This window comes from Pseudomonas sp. MN1F (genome assembly GCF_009391885.1).
Classification (GTDB): Bacteria; Pseudomonadota; Gammaproteobacteria; order Pseudomonadales; family Pseudomonadaceae; genus Aquipseudomonas.
Window position 1 is genome coordinate 22,525 of the sequence record NZ_VZII01000044.1, and the last position, 14,135, is coordinate 36,659.

Consider the following 14,135-nt stretch of genomic DNA (forward strand, 5'->3'; position numbering starts at 1 on the left):
CGGTCTTCTGGCGCACAAGAATGGGGCCCATCGCGGCCCCATTTTTGTGCCTGCTTGCTACGAAAAGGCGCCGGCTTTACCGGTTAATCGAAGGTTGTTTTGTATACACTTATATAAAACGCACCAAATAATTTCAAAAAAACGACATTTCGCCCTATTCCGGTGCGATTGCTTCTTGGTACATTTCGAGAAAAACCAATAAGTCCAATCCTCTTGGTGAGATGTCTACCATGATCGAATCCGTCGACCATTTCCTTGCACGCCTGCAGCAACGCGACCCGGGCCAACCGGAATTCCACCAGGCTGTGGAAGAAGTGCTGCGCACCCTGTGGCCCTTCCTCGAAGCCAACCCTCACTACCTGCAGTCCGGCATCCTCGAGCGCATGGTCGAGCCTGAGCGCGCCGTGCTGTTCCGCGTGTCGTGGGTCGATGACCAGGGCAAGGTCCAGGTCAACCGCGGCTACCGCATCCAGATGAGCAGCGCCATCGGCCCTTACAAAGGTGGCCTGCGCTTCCACCCGTCGGTGAACCTGAGCGTGCTCAAGTTCCTGGCCTTCGAACAGGTGTTCAAGAACTCCCTCACCTCGCTGCCCATGGGCGGCGGCAAAGGTGGCTCGGACTTCGACCCGAAAGGCAAGAGCGATGCCGAAGTCATGCGCTTCTGCCAGGCCTTCATGAGCGAGCTGTACCGCCACATCGGGGCGGACTGCGACGTGCCGGCCGGTGACATCGGTGTGGGTGCCCGCGAGATCGGCTTCATGTTCGGCCAGTACAAGCGCCTGGCCAACCAGTTCACGTCGGTGCTGACCGGCAAGGGCATGACCTACGGCGGCAGCCTGATCCGCCCTGAAGCCACCGGCTACGGCTGCGTGTACTTCGCTGAAGAAATGCTCAAGCGGCAGAACCTGCGCATCGACGGCCGTCGCGTGGCCATTTCCGGTTCCGGCAACGTCGCCCAGTACGCGGCGCGCAAGGTCATGGACCTGGGCGGCAAGGTGATTTCGCTGTCCGACTCCGAAGGCACCCTGTACGCCGAAGCCGGCCTGACCGATGCCCAGTGGGATGCGCTGATGGCGCTGAAAAACGTCAAGCGCGGCCGCATCAGCGAGCTGGCCGAGCAGTTCGGCCTGGAGTTCCGCAAGGGCCAGACCCCGTGGAGCCTGCCGTGCGACATCGCCCTGCCGTGCGCCACGCAGAACGAGCTGGGCATCGAAGACGCCCGCACCCTGCTGCGCAACGGCTGCATCTGTGTGGCCGAAGGCGCCAACATGCCGACCACCCTGGCGGCGGTCGACCTGTTCATCGAGGCAGGTATCCTGTACGCACCGGGCAAGGCCTCCAACGCCGGTGGCGTGGCAGTGTCGGGGCTGGAAATGTCGCAGAACGCCATGCGCCTGCTGTGGACCGCCGGTGAAGTGGACAGCAAGCTGCACAACATCATGCAGTCGATTCACCATGCTTGCGTGCATTACGGTGAAGAGGCCGATGGCAAGGTCAACTACGTGAAGGGCGCGAACATCGCCGGCTTTGTGAAGGTTGCCGATGCCATGCTGGCGCAAGGCGTAGTCTGATTCGAGGCTCTGGGGGAGGGCTGCACAGCGGCCCCCCTTAGGCCCCACCTCCAATCTCGACCACTTCGATCAGCTGATCCCCCGCCGGCCGCCGCCACAGCACTTCGTCCCCAGGCCCAGCCCCGAGCAAAGCCCGCCCCAGTGGCGACCCCCAGTTGATCATCCCGCGCCCGGCATCCGCCTCATCCTCGCCCACCAGTTGCACCACATGCTCCTGGCCCTGCTCGTCGACGAACCTGACTTGGCTACCAATCTGCACCTTGTTGCGCGAAGTCGCCGCTGGCACCACCTGCGCGCTCTGCACCCGCGCGCTGAAATAGCGCAGGTCCCGCTCGGTATCGGCCAGGCGCTGCTTGTCACCGCGCTCACCCTCGGCCTGCAACGCGCTGCGCAGGGCATTCAGTTCGCTCACGCGCTGTTGCAGCTGGCGCAGGCCGCTGGCAGTGACGTAATTGGGCTGGTCGCTGACGCGCCGCTCCACCGGCTGATCGGCCTGGGCGGCGGCCTGGTCTTCGTTGACGAATGCTCGGCTCATGCAATGGCCTCCTTGTGCTGAAGACCAGCATGGCAGGCCGGTGGTTTCAGGGGATGTCCGTTTGCGACGCAGGCGCCCTTAAAATCAACGGCGGTAGGCGCGGGCGGCGCCCTGGTCTTTCTCCTGCTGCCACTCGCGATCACGCTCGTCCCAGAAGCGCTCGTGGTACTGGCGCTGCTCCTCGCTGTTCTGCATCGCGTGGCACTGGCGGAAGCCATCGTCCCAGCCAGTTTCGTACTGGCGGTCGTGCAGGTAGCGCGGTACGTCCTTCTTGAAGTCGCCAACCATCAGCCCGGCTGCCTGACGGCCGCTGCTGCAACCGTCCTGGTAGCCGTCGGCGTAGGCGGGGGGATAACCGTGATTGACCATCTGATCGTGGGTGGTTTCGCAACCCGCCAGCAGCAACGCGATGCACAAGCCGAACCAGTACCGCGACATGACCACCTGGACCCTTGGGGAGATACCGGAAAGTCTAGGTGGCGATTTGTCGGGGAGCTGTCAAAACAGTGTCAAAGAGTCGGTTGGTTCACATTCAGTAGTGATACCACTTCAGCTCCAGCATCACCTCGTTCTGCGCGCTGGCCAGGTGGCTGAACTCCCGCGAGGCACTCAACCTCAGCCCCAGGTTCTGGCTGATCTCCCACTGCTGGTTCAGGCTCACACTGCGCCGCACCTCGCCATTGGTGAAGTAATCGCCCTTGGCCTCCAGCGTCAGGTTGCCCAGCCCGTTGCGCCACAGCAGGCCACCATTGAACCCCGTCGCCGGGGCGATGAACTGGGCGAAGTCGTTGTGGTGTTCGACCCGCAGGGTGCCCAGGGCAAAGCCCAGCAAGCCATCGGCCAGTTGCCAGGTGCCACCGGCTCCGCCATTCACGTGGCTCACCAGCACCTCGTCGTCATGCTTGCCCGGCACTCGCTCCAGGCCACCCGCCACCTGCCAGGACCAAGGCTTGAGCAGCTCGTTGCGTGGCGTCAGCGAGCGGATGGTGGCCAGGTCCAGGCGTTGAACCTGCCAATCGTTGCCTTCGTACTGGCGCACCTTGAGCTGCAGGATCTCGATCTGCGCGCCCAGCGGGAAGCCATAGGCATTGTCGTTGAGGTCGTGGTAGGCCATGCGCAGGCCGTACTCGGCATAGGCGCGGTCCTCTCGGGTGCCGACGCCCAGCTGCCAGGTACGCGAGTCATGGCCGTCCTCGGGCAAGCCGGGGCGCTCGATCTGCAAGGGCGGCGGCGGGTTGCTGTTGATCGCCCGCAGCAGCTCGAAACTGCGCTTGGCCTGCCCAGGGTCACGCTCCTGGCCATTGGCCCGGTAGCGTTCCAGGCGGTACGCGGCATCCTGCACCAGCGCCTGGCGCTCGCGGGGCAGGGCTTTGAATTCGGCGCTTTGCAATTGCGTGGTATCGGCGCTGACGGCCAGTACCTGGCGCTTCTCGTCATGGTCCAGCGGTTCGGCCCGGGCCAGCAGCTCGCGCTCGCGTGACGGGCGGTAGGTTTCGCTGGCGACCAGGCCCGATTGCTTCACCGCTTTCACCGTGTCGGTTGGAATGGCGGTGAGCGGGAATTGCGAGGTCAGGTCCAGGCTCGGCCGGGCCACCTGCAGCAACTCCAGCAGGCGGTACGAGCAGTTTTCGTCGAAGAAGAAGTAATCGAACTGAATCTGCTTCAGTTCCCACACGTGTTCGACCATGCGTCCGGTCTCTTCCGGCGTCAGGTCCAGCTGGTATTCCCACAGGTCGCGGTTCTCCAGGCTGCGGTACTCGGAGAGCTTTTCCTGGTAGGGCATCAGCGCGAACAGGCCTGGGTAGCCGCCCATCAGGCCCTTCCAGGCATACAGGATGCTGTTGTCGCTGCCTTCGATGTAGGCGCCGAAGTTGATCGCGTAGCTCAGCAGCGTGGTGTCGTCGCTGCGGGTGTTGGACTGGTCGATACGCAGCAGGGTGTGGCCGAACATTGACGACGGGCTGTTCAGGTAGGCTGCCGGGAAGATCAGCGCCGCACTGTGCGGGTCGATCGACTTGTACCAGGTCTTGAATTCCTGGCAGTCCGGTTGCGGCAGGCCTTGCAGGCCGAGCTGTTCACGCAGCCAGCGGGTGCGCGCGGGGAATACGCACTGGGCGTGCTTGTCACCCAGGCTGGCGGGGGCGTACAGCGCTTCGACCGTGGCCTTGAGTTCCTGGTCCGGGTGGTGCGCACCGTCCTCGGCGAGGAAGAAGGCGTCATCGTCCACATAGCTGCGCCAGCCGCCGAGCTTGGCGGTTTCATAGTGGCCCAGGGCAATCCAGTAAGGGGTGTTGGCCAGTTGCTGGATACGGCCTGGGTCCAGCACGGGCATGGCATGTACGGGGGCGCAGGCACACAGCGCCAGGGATGCAAGGCGTTTGAGCATGTCGGGCAACTACTTCTTAACGATGCCGAAAAAAGGCGAAACCCGCCCCGGAGGCCGGGGCGGGAGCAGCTGCACTCAGGCCTCGGTGGCGTATTTGGCCAGGCGTGGGTCGTTCTTCAGAACGGCCAGGGTGTTGCTGTGGACCGTTTCGGCAGTCACGTCGGCGCTGCTGAAGATCTGGTTGAAGTGCTGGTGGGTGACCGAGGCGAAGTAGCCACGATCTTCCGGAGCGACGCCCAGGACCACGGCGTAGGTGGTCAGGGCTTCGCCCTGGCCCATGGCCATGTCCTCGGACAGCTCGTTCATCATGCCGTTCATGGCGAACCAGGATTTGCCGCCATAGGTCAGCGAAGCCTTGGTCGAACAGCCGTTGGTGCCGGAGGTCATGCCGAAGGTGGCGTTACCGGAGGTGCCGTTGGTGGTGGAGGCCAGGAAGTGCGCCGGCGTGCCGCGCTGGCCTTCGAACAGCATGTTGCCCCAGCCGCAGTTCGGGCCACCCGGCGCTTCGGCAAGCGCGTTCAGCGAGACCACGGTGAACAGAGTACCCAGAAGAATCCGTTTCATAGCATTGTTCTCTATTTGTCTTAACCAAGGGTCAGGGTTGTCTGGCAACGCGGTTGCCAGGTCGGGAAAGCTTTTCACCCACCCGCGCAGCTTGGAGTTTAGGCATGATCTAAAGGTTGCGTTGTTGATTGCGAAAAATTTGCTCGTACATGACAGCGTCGCCGCTGCGACATAAAGTCCAGCGGAGCCTTGCAAGGCGCGCGCGGGCAGCGCCAGAATGCTGCGTATCTGCCCCGCCGAAGTAAGGAAACCCAATGCCCGATCCTGTCGCTGCGCGCCTGCGTCTCGCGCCTGAAGCCCTGACCCGGCGTTTCTCCCCCGAGCAGTTTGCCTTTACCCATACCGACGATCTGGAGCCGTTTCGCGGAGTCCTGGGCCAGGAGCGTGCTGTCGAGGCCCTGCAGTTCGGCGTGGCCATGCCGCGCCCTGGTTACAACGTTTATGTGATGGGCGAGCCGGGCACCGGCCGCTTTTCCTTCGTCAAGCGCTACCTCAAGGCCGAGGGCAAGCGCCAGCAGACCCCGGCCGACTGGCTCTACGTCAACCATTTCGACGACACCCGCGAGCCACGTGCACTGGAGCTGCCTTCCGGCAGCGCGGCCGAGTTCATCAGCGACATGAACGGGTTGATCGACAACCTGCTGGCGACCTTCCCGGCGGTGTTCGAGCACCCGTCGTACCAGCAGAAGAAGGGCGCCATCGACCGCGCCTTCAACCAGCGCTATGACCGTGCGCTGGATGTGATCGAACGCGCCTCGCTGGAAAAGGACGTGGCCCTGTACCGCGATGCCAGCAACGTCGCCTTCACCCCGATGGCCGACGGCAAGGCGCTGGACGAAGCCGAATTCGCCCAGTTGCCCGAAGAGGTGCGCGAGCAGTTCCACGAGGACATCGCCCTGCTTGAGGAGCGCCTCAACGAGGAGCTGGCCAGCCTGCCGCAGTGGAAGCGCGAGTCGAACAACCAGCTGCGCCAGCTCAACGAAGAAACCATCACCCTGGCCCTGCAGCCATTGCTGGCGCCGCTGTCGGAAAAGTACGCCGAGAACGCAGCGGTCTGTGCCTACCTGCAGTCCGTGCAGCTGAACCTGCTGCGCACCGTGGTCGAGCAGCTGGTTGAAGACAGCAAGACCGACGCGGCTGCGCGCAAGCTGCTGGAAGAGCAGTACGCGCCAAGCCTGGTGGTCGGCCACCACGCTGACGGGGGGGCGCCGGTGGTGTTCGAGCCGCACCCGACCTACGACAACCTGTTCGGCCGCATCGAATACAGCACCGACCAGGGGGCGCTGTACACCTCTTACCGGCAGTTGCGCCCGGGCGCGTTGCACCGCGCCAACGGCGGCTTCCTGATTCTCGAAGCCGAGAAGATGCTGGGCGAGCCGTTCGTCTGGGATGCCCTCAAGCGCGCCCTGCAGTCGCGCAAGCTGAAGATGGAGTCGCCGCTGGGCGAGCTGGGCCGTGTTGCCACGGTCAGCCTGACGCCGCAGATGATCCCGCTGAACATCAAGCTGGTGATCATCGGTTCACGCCAGCTGTACTACGCGCTGCAGGACCACGACTCGGACTTCCAGGAGATGTTCCGCGTGCTGGTCGACTTCGACGAAGACATGCCGATGGTCGACGAGAACCTCGAGCAGTTCGCCCAGTTGCTGCGCACCCGCACCAACGAAGAAGGCATGGCACCGCTGACCAGCGATGCGGTGGCGCGCCTGGCCACCTACAGCGCACGCCTGGCAGAAAACCAGTCGCGCCTGTCGGCACGCATCGGCGACCTGTTCCAGCTGGTCAGCGAGGCCGATTTCATCCGCCAGCTGGCCAACGACGAGATGACCGACGCCGGGCACATCGAGCGTGCGCTCAAGGCCAAGGCCACCCGCACCGGGCGTGTTTCGCAGCGGGTGCTCGACGACATGCTCGCCGGCATCATCCTGATCGACAGCGAAGGCGCGGCCATCGGCAAGTGCAACGGCCTGACCGTGCTGGAAGTCGGCGACTCGGCGTTCGGCATGCCGGCACGCATTTCCGCCACCGTCTACCCGGGCGGCAGCGGCATCGTCGACATCGAGCGCGAGGTCAACCTCGGCCAGCCGATCCACTCCAAGGGGGTGATGATCCTCACCGGGTACTTGGGCAGCCGCTATGCCCAGGAATTCCCCCTGGCGATTTCCGCGAGCATCGCCCTGGAGCAGTCCTACGGCTATGTCGATGGCGACAGTGCCTCGCTGGGTGAGGCCTGCACGCTGATCTCGGCCTTGTCGCGCACGCCGCTCAAGCAGTGCTTCGCCATCACCGGCTCGATCAACCAGTTCGGTGAAGTGCAGGCGGTGGGTGGGGTCAACGAGAAGATCGAAGGCTTCTTCCGCCTCTGCGAGGCTCGTGGCTTGACGGGCGAGCAGGGGGTGATCATTCCGCGCGCCAACGTCGCCACGCTGATGCTCGACGAGCGCGTGCTGCAGGCGGTGGAGAACGGTATGTTCCACGTCTATGCGGTCAGCCAGGCCGATGAAGCGTTGAGCCTGCTGGTGGGCGAAGATGCTGGCGAGCTCAACGACCAAGGCGTATTTACCGAAGGCAGCGTCAACGCCCGCGTGGTCGAGCGCTTGCGCGAGATCGCCGAGATGATCAGCGAGGAAGAGATCGAGAAGGCAGAAAAGGAACGCCTGGAAGAGGTCATTGCCCAGGCCAAACCGGCCTGAGTCAATAAAACGGCGCTGGCGGCCATGTGCTACCGTTCAGCGCCGGTTTTCCATCTTTCTGTGCTGTTCTTCTATGCTGGAACTTAAGGACGGTATCAGGGTTCAGGATGGAAACAGCCTGGGTTTCAGGCTGAACAGGGCTCATTGGAGGGGACGCGGCCATGCGCAACCTCAGCCTTACTCGCCAGTGCCTGGGCCTGGTGACCCGCATCGAATGCAGCATCCGCCCACTGGCCGGCGACAATGGCATGTGGACCTTGCTGTTCGCCGCCGGCATGGCCGGTGAACAACCCTCTGCAATCAAGGCCCAGGGGCCGTTTCATGGGCCGATGGTGGCCGAATCCGTGCTCAGTGCCATCGTCGACAGCCTGACCCTGCATGGGTATCAGGTGGCCGACGATCCACAGATCTGGTGCCTGCACCTGCAGGCTCAGCTACGGCGGATCAACGGCGAACGCTGCCGCAACCTGGGGGATTATCAGTTCCACCCTGAAACCTGAGCATACATACCCAGCGCTGCGGCATCCGGCCGCAGGCTTTTGCTGTCACAGGTGGCTGGCTATACTCGCGGCCGATTTTCCAGTCACCTGACGAGTTCAAAACCCTCCATGGAACGTATTCTCGAAAACGCGATGTATGCCTCGCGCTGGCTGCTCGCTCCCATCTACTTCGGTCTGTCCCTCGGCCTGCTGGCCCTGGCGCTGAAGTTCTTCCAGGAAGTTGTCCACGTCCTGCCCAACGTTTTCGCCCTTAGTGAAGCCGACCTGATCCTGGTCATCCTGTCGCTGATCGACATGTCGCTGGTTGGCGGCCTGCTGGTGATGGTGATGATTTCCGGCTACGAGAACTTCGTGTCGCAGCTGGACATCGACGAGAGCAAGGAAAAGCTCAACTGGCTGGGCAAGATGGACTCTTCGTCGCTGAAGATGAAGGTGGCCGCTTCGATCGTGGCGATTTCTTCCATCCACTTGCTGCGGGTGTTCATGGATGCGCAGAACATCTCCACCGACTACCTGATGTGGTACGTGATCATCCACATGACCTTCGTGGTCTCGGCCTTCTGCATGGGCTACCTGGACAAGCTGACCAAGCACTGAGTGCGGTTGCCTGTCACACCGCCCGGCTGTTGCAAAACGGACGGGCGGTGCCGTTTCTGGCTTGTGCTTTCGGCCGCTCCGTACAAAAAATGAGCACTCATGCGTGGTTCCCATAGCGAGGTGCTCTCATGAACCTGCAACAGCTCAACACCGAGGCCAGGGCGGGCCATGTCGAGGAATTGAACCTCATTGCCATCGAAGGCGGCGACTACCTGATCGAGGCCCGGGTCAAAGGCCATCCCCATCCCCTGTCCGATACCCGTGGTGAGCGCTTGCGCGTGCACTCGGTGGAAGATGCTCGCAAGTTGCTTCAGGCCATTCCGATGGTGTCGATGAACCTCGTGCACTGGTCGGTACAGGACGAAATGTGCGGCATGGGCACGCACCCGGAAGAAGACCTGAAGGTGCCGATTTCCCAGCGTTCGGCCTGGTAGCTGCTCGCGGCGCCCCAGTGTGCTAGGCTGCTCGCCCTTTTCATCAAGGGCGCGGCCGCACTGCGCCCTGCAGTGGAGCACGACAATGTCCGAACTCAACCTGTCCACCGACGAAACGCGCGTCAGCTACGGCATCGGCCGTCAACTGGGCGGCCAGCTGCGCGACAACCCGCCGCCAGGCGTGAGCCTGGAAGCCATCCTGGCCGGCCTGACCGACGCATTCAGCGGCGCCGAAAGCCGTGTCAGCGAAGCCGACCTGTCGGCCAGCTTCAAGGTCATCCGTGACGTGATGCAAGCCGAAGCTGCCGCCAAGGCTGAAGCCGCCGCTGCCGCTGGCAAGGAATTCCTGGTCGAAAACGCCAAGCGTGACGGCATCACCACCCTGGCTTCGGGCCTGCAGTTCGAAGTGCTGACCGCAGGTGAAGGCGCCAAGCCGACCCGCGAAAGCAACGTGCGCACCCACTACCACGGCACGCTGATCGACGGCACCGTGTTCGACAGCTCCTACGACCGTGGCCAGCCGGCTGAATTCCCGGTTGGCGGCGTGATCGCTGGCTGGACCGAAGCCCTGCAGCTGATGAACGCCGGCAGCAAATGGCGCCTGTACGTGCCGAGCGAGCTGGCCTACGGCGCCCAAGGCGTTGGCAGCATTCCGCCGCACAGCGTACTGGTGTTCGACGTCGAGCTGCTCGACGTTCTGTAATGCCGTTGAGGCCGGCGCTGCCGGCCTCAATTCCAGTCTGTTCCCCCTGGGCGCAAGGCCCGTGCATAGCAGAACAGAAACAGGTTGCGCACCAGCTCCTTGAGCACCCCCGGCTCACTCGAATTCAGCCCGTACAGATCCAGGTCTCCCTGGTCGCGTAGCTCGTCCAGTGCTTCTTCTTCGAGCACTGCGCACACCTCACCGGTTTCCCGATGAAGGATGCGCAGATAGGGGTGGGGGCGGTCCAGCCAGGCGTCGATCAGATAAGTCATGGCTATTCTCCTTGGAAAGCGGTTCCAATGAGAATAATTCTTATTATCAGAATAGCAAGCGCCAATTGGCGGATTTTGTAATCAGACCTTGCGCACGAATTCCGACTTCAGCTTCATGGCGCCGATGCCGTCGATCTTGCAGTCGATGTCGTGGTCGCCGTCGCACAGGCGGATGTTCTTGACCTTGGTGCCGACCTTGACCACCAGGGACGAGCCCTTGACCTTGAGGTCCTTGATCACGGTAACGGTGTCGCCGTCCTGCAGGACGTTGCCGACCGAATCCTTCTTCACCGCATCATCGCTGGCCGCTTCGGCTTCGCCGCTGGCCGACCACTCGTGGGCGCACTCAGGGCAGACCAGCTGGGTGCCATCCTCGTAGGTGTATTCGGAGTTGCATTTGGGGCAGGGTGGCAGAGTGCTCACTTCGGTTCCTTAAACAGACAGGCGGTTAAAGGCCCATATTGTATAAGGTCTAGCGGGAGAAGTATTTTTGTCCGGACAAATGCAAGGCGGGCCAGCACGCTCCTGTGGGAGCGGGCTGGCCCGCGAAGAAGGCGACTCGGTCTGTCAGTGAGTACGGGCGACCGCAAACTCGCTCAGTTCAACCAGCGCATCCCGGTATTCACTGGCTGGCAGCACTTCCAGGCACTCGATGGCACGCTTGACGTAGTCACGCGCCAGCTCGGCGGTGTACTTCAGTGCGCCCGACGCCTCGACGGCCTCGCGAATCTGCTCCAGATCCTCCAGGCCACCCTTCTGGATTGCCTTGCGCACCAGTGCAGCCTGCTCCGGCGTCCCTTCACGCATGGTGTAGATCAACGGTAGGGTCGGCTTGCCTTCGGCCAGGTCGTCGCCGACGTTCTTGCCCAAGGCCTCGGCATCGCCTTCGTAGTCGAGCAGGTCGTCGACCAGCTGGAAGGCCACGCCCAGGTGGTCACCGAAGGTGCGCAGGGCTTCGCGCTGCGCTTCGCTGGCCTCGGCCAGCGCTGCGGCGCTGTGGGTCGAGGCTTCGAACAGCATCGCGGTCTTGCCGCGGATGACGTCCATGTAGACCTCTTCGGTGGTGCTGGCATCGCGTACCCGCGACAGCTGCAGCACTTCGCCCTCGGCGATTACCCGGGTGGCCTTGGAGAGGATCTGCATGACCGGCATCGAGCCCAGCTCGACCATCATCTCGAACGAACGCGAATAGAGGAAGTCGCCCACCAGCACGCTCGGCGCGTTGCCCCACAGGGCGTTGGCGGTGGAACGGCCACGGCGCATGCCGGACATGTCGACCACGTCGTCGTGCAGCAAGGTGGCGGTGTGCAGGAACTCGATGGTCGCGGCCAGCAGGCGCAGGTCGTCGCCTTCACGGCCCAGGGCCTTGCCGCACAGCAGCACCAGCAGTGGGCGCAGGCGCTTGCCACCGGCGGAGGTGATATAGTCGCCGATCTTCGATACCAGCGGCACGCGCGAGGTCAGCTGCTTCTTGATGATCTCGTCGACGGCGCTGAAATCTTCAGCTACCGCGCGGTAGAAGGTTTGGGGTTGCATCGGCTGCTCCAGTGAGGTTGCGCGGCATGCTAGGTCGCGGGTCCCGGTGTGTCAAGGCGCGGTGCCCGCAGGCCGGGGGCGGGACTTGCAAGCAAAACCGCGGTTGCGTACAATCGCGCACCCTAACTTCCTGGGCAGCACCTGCCTTACGCAATTGCACAGGGCCGTTCCAGCCCCGTGCAGCCATGCCAGCCAATACTTATCCTATAAAGCGCTGGGTGAGCAGGATTATCGGAGAAATACCATGTCTTACGCAGTAATCGTTACCGGCGGCAAGCAGTACAAAGTCGCTGAAGGTGAATTCCTCAAGATCGAAAAACTGGAAGTCGCCACTGGCGAATCCGTAACCTTCGATCGCGTTCTGCTGGTTGCCAACGGTGAAGAAGTCACCATCGGCGCACCAGTCGTCGCCGGCGCCAAGGTCGTTGCTGAAGTCATTTCGCAAGGCCGTCACGACAAGGTTCGCATCATCAAGTTCCGTCGTCGTAAGCACCACATGAAGCGTATGGGCCACCGCCAGTGGTTCACCGAGATCAAAATCACCGGTATCCAGGCTTAATCGCCTCGGTCCCCTGAATTTATTTGGAGAATTGAACCATGGCTCACAAGAAGGCTGGTGGTAGTACTCGTAACGGTCGCGACTCAGAATCGAAACGCCTTGGCGTGAAGATGTATGGCGGCCAGGTTATCAAGCCAGGCAACATCATCGTCCGTCAGCGCGGCACCGAATTCCACGCTGGCTACGGCGTTGGCATGGGCAAGGATCACACCTTGTTCGCCAAGATCGAAGGCGTGATCAAGTTCGAGAAGAAAGGCGAGTTCATGCGCCGTTACGTGAGCATCGTCGCCGCCTAATCGCGACGTCGCTCCAGAAGCCCCGTCATGCGACGGGGCTTTTTCGTTTGTGGTGAGCCTCTTGCAAAGCTGTTTGTTTGGGCTGCCGGCGTGGGTTTCTTCGGTCGTACGGGGCCGCCGCGCTCATTTTTGCAAGAGCCTCAGGTTTTTCAGTATTCAACTCGCCCGCAGGCGAGAGGCGGTTTTCAATGAAGTTTGTTGACGAAGTATCCATTCGGGTCAAAGCCGGTGACGGCGGTAACGGTTGCATGAGCTTCCGCCGCGAGAAGTTCATCGAGAACGGTGGCCCCAACGGCGGCGACGGTGGTGACGGTGGTTCGGTGTACATGGTTGCCGACGAAAACCTCAACACCCTGGTCGACTATCGCTACACCCGCCACCACGAAGCCCAGCGCGGCTCCAACGGTGGCAGCACCGACTGCACCGGCAAGAAGGGTGAAGACCTGTTCCTGCGCGTGCCAGTCGGCACCACCGTGATCGACGCCTCGACCCAGGAAGTGATCGGCGACCTGATCACCCCTGGCCAGAAGCTGATGGTTGCGCAGGGTGGCTGGCACGGCCTGGGTAACACCCGCTTCAAGTCCAGCACCAACCGTGCGCCGCGCCAGACCACCCCAGGCAAGCCGGGTGAGCAGCGCGACCTGAAGATGGAAATGAAGGTATTGGCCGACGTTGGTCTGCTGGGCCTGCCGAACGCGGGCAAGAGCACCTTCATCCGTTCGGTTTCGGCTGCCAAGCCGAAAGTCGCCGACTACCCGTTCACCACCCTGGTACCCAACCTGGGCGTGGTCAGCGTCGACCGCTGGAAGAGCTTCGTCATCGCCGACATCCCCGGCCTGATCGAAGGCGCCTCCGACGGTGCCGGCCTGGGTATCCGCTTCCTCAAGCACCTGGCGCGTACCCGCGTGCTGCTGCACCTGGTCGATATCGCGCCGCTGGACGAAAGCAGCCCGGCCGATGCCGCCGAAGTGATCGTCAACGAGCTGACCCGCTTCAGCCCGTCGCTGGCCGAGCGTGAGCGCTGGCTGGTGCTGAACAAGGCGGACATGGTCATGGACGACGAGCGTGATGAGCGCGTTCAGGAAGTGATCGATCGCCTGGAGTGGGAAGGCCCGGTCTATGTGATCTCGGCCATCTCCAAGCAGGGCACCGACAAGCTCAGCCACGACCTGATGCGCTACCTCGAAGACCGTGCTGACCGCCTGGCCAACGACCCGGCCTACGCCGAAGAGCTGGCCGACCTCGACCAGCGCATCGAAGACGAAGCCCGCGCCCAGCTGCAGGCCCTGGACGACGCCCGTACCCTGCGTCGCACCGGCGTCAAGAGCGTGCACGACATCGGCGACGACGACGATGCCTGGGACGATGATTTCGAGGACGACGAAGACGGCCCGGAAATCATTTACGTGCGCGACTGATCGGTTGCAGTACACTAAACGCCGCTCCCAGGAGCGGCGTTTTTGTATCCACGGTATCTACAGATTCGACA

16 protein-coding genes are annotated in these 14,135 nt (G+C 62.6%); 9 read left to right on the forward strand and 7 right to left on the reverse strand.

The annotated features are described in order from the left end of the window. Positions 1–230 precede the first annotated feature (230 nt). Positions 231–1,571: an NADP-specific glutamate dehydrogenase gene (gene gdhA, locus F6X59_RS21760; RefSeq protein ID WP_152958068.1), complete on the forward strand. Its 1,341-nt coding sequence runs from the start codon at positions 231–233 to the stop codon at positions 1,569–1,571. Positions 1,572–1,608: 37 nt separating this feature from the next. Here gdhA and F6X59_RS21765 read toward each other — a convergent pair whose 3' ends face one another. The 4 genes from F6X59_RS21765 to F6X59_RS21780 all read right to left on the reverse strand — a co-directional run bounded on the left by F6X59_RS21765 (position 1,609) and on the right by F6X59_RS21780 (position 5,056). Beyond that, positions 1,609–2,106 (reverse strand): GreA/GreB family elongation factor, encoded by a 498-nt coding sequence (locus F6X59_RS21765; RefSeq protein WP_152958069.1) that lies wholly within the window; start codon positions 2,104–2,106, stop codon positions 1,609–1,611. Positions 2,107–2,190: 84 nt separating this feature from the next. After that, complete coding sequence (locus tag F6X59_RS21770) at positions 2,191–2,544, reverse strand: hypothetical protein (RefSeq protein ID WP_152958070.1); 354 nt, start codon at positions 2,542–2,544, stop codon at positions 2,191–2,193. 94 nt (positions 2,545–2,638) lie between these two features. Continuing rightward, positions 2,639–4,492: a DUF4105 domain-containing protein gene (locus F6X59_RS21775; protein ID WP_152958071.1), complete on the reverse strand. Its 1,854-nt coding sequence runs from the start codon at positions 4,490–4,492 to the stop codon at positions 2,639–2,641. A 75-nt stretch (positions 4,493–4,567) separates the two neighbouring features. Continuing rightward, complete coding sequence (locus tag F6X59_RS21780; RefSeq protein WP_054887210.1) at positions 4,568–5,056, reverse strand: DUF3015 domain-containing protein; 489 nt, start codon at positions 5,054–5,056, stop codon at positions 4,568–4,570. A 254-nt stretch (positions 5,057–5,310) separates the two neighbouring features. On the opposite strand from F6X59_RS21780, the gene F6X59_RS21785 reads away from it, so the two are divergent. The 5 genes from F6X59_RS21785 (at position 5,311) to F6X59_RS21805 (ending at position 9,983) form a co-directional block, all read left to right on the forward strand. Beyond that, positions 5,311–7,749 (forward strand): Lon protease family protein, encoded by a 2,439-nt coding sequence (locus F6X59_RS21785; protein ID WP_152958072.1) that lies wholly within the window; start codon positions 5,311–5,313, stop codon positions 7,747–7,749. Between the two features lie 161 nt (positions 7,750–7,910). After that, entirely contained in the window at positions 7,911–8,249 is a 339-nt protein-coding gene (locus F6X59_RS21790; RefSeq protein ID WP_027918263.1) for a hypothetical protein, read from the forward strand. Between the two features lie 108 nt (positions 8,250–8,357). Continuing rightward, on the forward strand, positions 8,358–8,846 hold the full coding sequence (locus F6X59_RS21795) for a TIGR00645 family protein (RefSeq protein ID WP_003247486.1): 489 nt from the start codon (positions 8,358–8,360) through the stop codon (positions 8,844–8,846). A 128-nt stretch (positions 8,847–8,974) separates the two neighbouring features. After that, positions 8,975–9,280 (forward strand): DUF6482 family protein, encoded by a 306-nt coding sequence (locus F6X59_RS21800; protein ID WP_152958073.1) that lies wholly within the window; start codon positions 8,975–8,977, stop codon positions 9,278–9,280. 85 nt (positions 9,281–9,365) lie between these two features. Continuing rightward, positions 9,366–9,983, forward strand: coding sequence for an FKBP-type peptidyl-prolyl cis-trans isomerase (locus tag F6X59_RS21805; protein WP_152958074.1), 618 nt, complete (start codon positions 9,366–9,368; stop codon positions 9,981–9,983). A gap of 26 nt (positions 9,984–10,009) precedes the next feature. On the opposite strand, the gene F6X59_RS21810 is transcribed toward F6X59_RS21805, so the two are convergent. The 3 genes from F6X59_RS21810 to F6X59_RS21820 form a co-directional block, all read right to left on the reverse strand. Continuing rightward, positions 10,010–10,255 carry a hypothetical protein gene (locus F6X59_RS21810; RefSeq protein ID WP_152958075.1) on the reverse strand — a complete coding sequence of 82 codons (246 nt, stop codon included), beginning with the start codon at positions 10,253–10,255 and terminating at the stop codon, positions 10,010–10,012. A gap of 81 nt (positions 10,256–10,336) precedes the next feature. Further along, the gene (locus tag F6X59_RS21815; protein WP_346653658.1) at positions 10,337–10,678 is read right to left on the reverse strand and encodes a zinc ribbon domain-containing protein YjdM; all 342 of its coding nucleotides are present in this window, start codon (positions 10,676–10,678) and stop codon (positions 10,337–10,339) included. 144 nt (positions 10,679–10,822) lie between these two features. Continuing rightward, the gene (locus F6X59_RS21820) at positions 10,823–11,791 is read right to left on the reverse strand and encodes a polyprenyl synthetase family protein (protein WP_110639765.1); all 969 of its coding nucleotides are present in this window, start codon (positions 11,789–11,791) and stop codon (positions 10,823–10,825) included. 244 nt (positions 11,792–12,035) lie between these two features. On the opposite strand from F6X59_RS21820, the gene rplU reads away from it, so the two are divergent. The 3 genes from rplU to cgtA all read left to right on the forward strand — a co-directional run bounded on the left by rplU (position 12,036) and on the right by cgtA (position 14,064). Then, positions 12,036–12,350 carry a 50S ribosomal protein L21 gene (gene rplU, locus F6X59_RS21825; protein ID WP_060512528.1) on the forward strand — a complete coding sequence of 105 codons (315 nt, stop codon included), beginning with the start codon at positions 12,036–12,038 and terminating at the stop codon, positions 12,348–12,350. 38 nt (positions 12,351–12,388) lie between these two features. Beyond that, positions 12,389–12,646, forward strand: a complete 258-nt coding sequence (gene rpmA / locus F6X59_RS21830; RefSeq protein ID WP_003247464.1) for a 50S ribosomal protein L27 — start codon at positions 12,389–12,391, stop codon at positions 12,644–12,646. Between the two features lie 188 nt (positions 12,647–12,834). Continuing rightward, positions 12,835–14,064: an Obg family GTPase CgtA gene (gene cgtA, locus F6X59_RS21835; RefSeq protein WP_152958076.1), complete on the forward strand. Its 1,230-nt coding sequence runs from the start codon at positions 12,835–12,837 to the stop codon at positions 14,062–14,064. Positions 14,065–14,135 lie beyond the last annotated feature (71 nt).

Bases quoted from the DNA above. Each gene is read 5' to 3' on its own strand.
- gdhA (WP_152958068.1), top strand. From the start codon at position 231: ATGATCGAATCCGTCGACCATTTCCTTGCACGCCTGCAGCAACGCGAC.
- F6X59_RS21765 (WP_152958069.1), bottom strand. From the start codon at position 2,106: ATGAGCCGAGCATTCGTCAACGAAGACCAGGCCGCCGCCCAGGCCGAT.
- F6X59_RS21770 (WP_152958070.1), bottom strand. From the start codon at position 2,544: ATGTCGCGGTACTGGTTCGGCTTGTGCATCGCGTTGCTGCTGGCGGGT.
- F6X59_RS21775 (WP_152958071.1), bottom strand. From the start codon at position 4,492: ATGCTCAAACGCCTTGCATCCCTGGCGCTGTGTGCCTGCGCCCCCGTA.
- F6X59_RS21780 (WP_054887210.1), bottom strand. From the start codon at position 5,056: ATGAAACGGATTCTTCTGGGTACTCTGTTCACCGTGGTCTCGCTGAAC.
- F6X59_RS21785 (WP_152958072.1), top strand. From the start codon at position 5,311: ATGCCCGATCCTGTCGCTGCGCGCCTGCGTCTCGCGCCTGAAGCCCTG.
- F6X59_RS21790 (WP_027918263.1), top strand. From the start codon at position 7,911: ATGCGCAACCTCAGCCTTACTCGCCAGTGCCTGGGCCTGGTGACCCGC.
- F6X59_RS21795 (WP_003247486.1), top strand. From the start codon at position 8,358: ATGGAACGTATTCTCGAAAACGCGATGTATGCCTCGCGCTGGCTGCTC.
- F6X59_RS21800 (WP_152958073.1), top strand. From the start codon at position 8,975: ATGAACCTGCAACAGCTCAACACCGAGGCCAGGGCGGGCCATGTCGAG.
- F6X59_RS21805 (WP_152958074.1), top strand. From the start codon at position 9,366: ATGTCCGAACTCAACCTGTCCACCGACGAAACGCGCGTCAGCTACGGC.
- F6X59_RS21810 (WP_152958075.1), bottom strand. From the start codon at position 10,255: ATGACTTATCTGATCGACGCCTGGCTGGACCGCCCCCACCCCTATCTG.
- F6X59_RS21820 (WP_110639765.1), bottom strand. From the start codon at position 11,791: ATGCAACCCCAAACCTTCTACCGCGCGGTAGCTGAAGATTTCAGCGCC.
- rplU (WP_060512528.1), top strand. From the start codon at position 12,036: ATGTCTTACGCAGTAATCGTTACCGGCGGCAAGCAGTACAAAGTCGCT.
- rpmA (WP_003247464.1), top strand. From the start codon at position 12,389: ATGGCTCACAAGAAGGCTGGTGGTAGTACTCGTAACGGTCGCGACTCA.
- cgtA (WP_152958076.1), top strand. From the start codon at position 12,835: ATGAAGTTTGTTGACGAAGTATCCATTCGGGTCAAAGCCGGTGACGGC.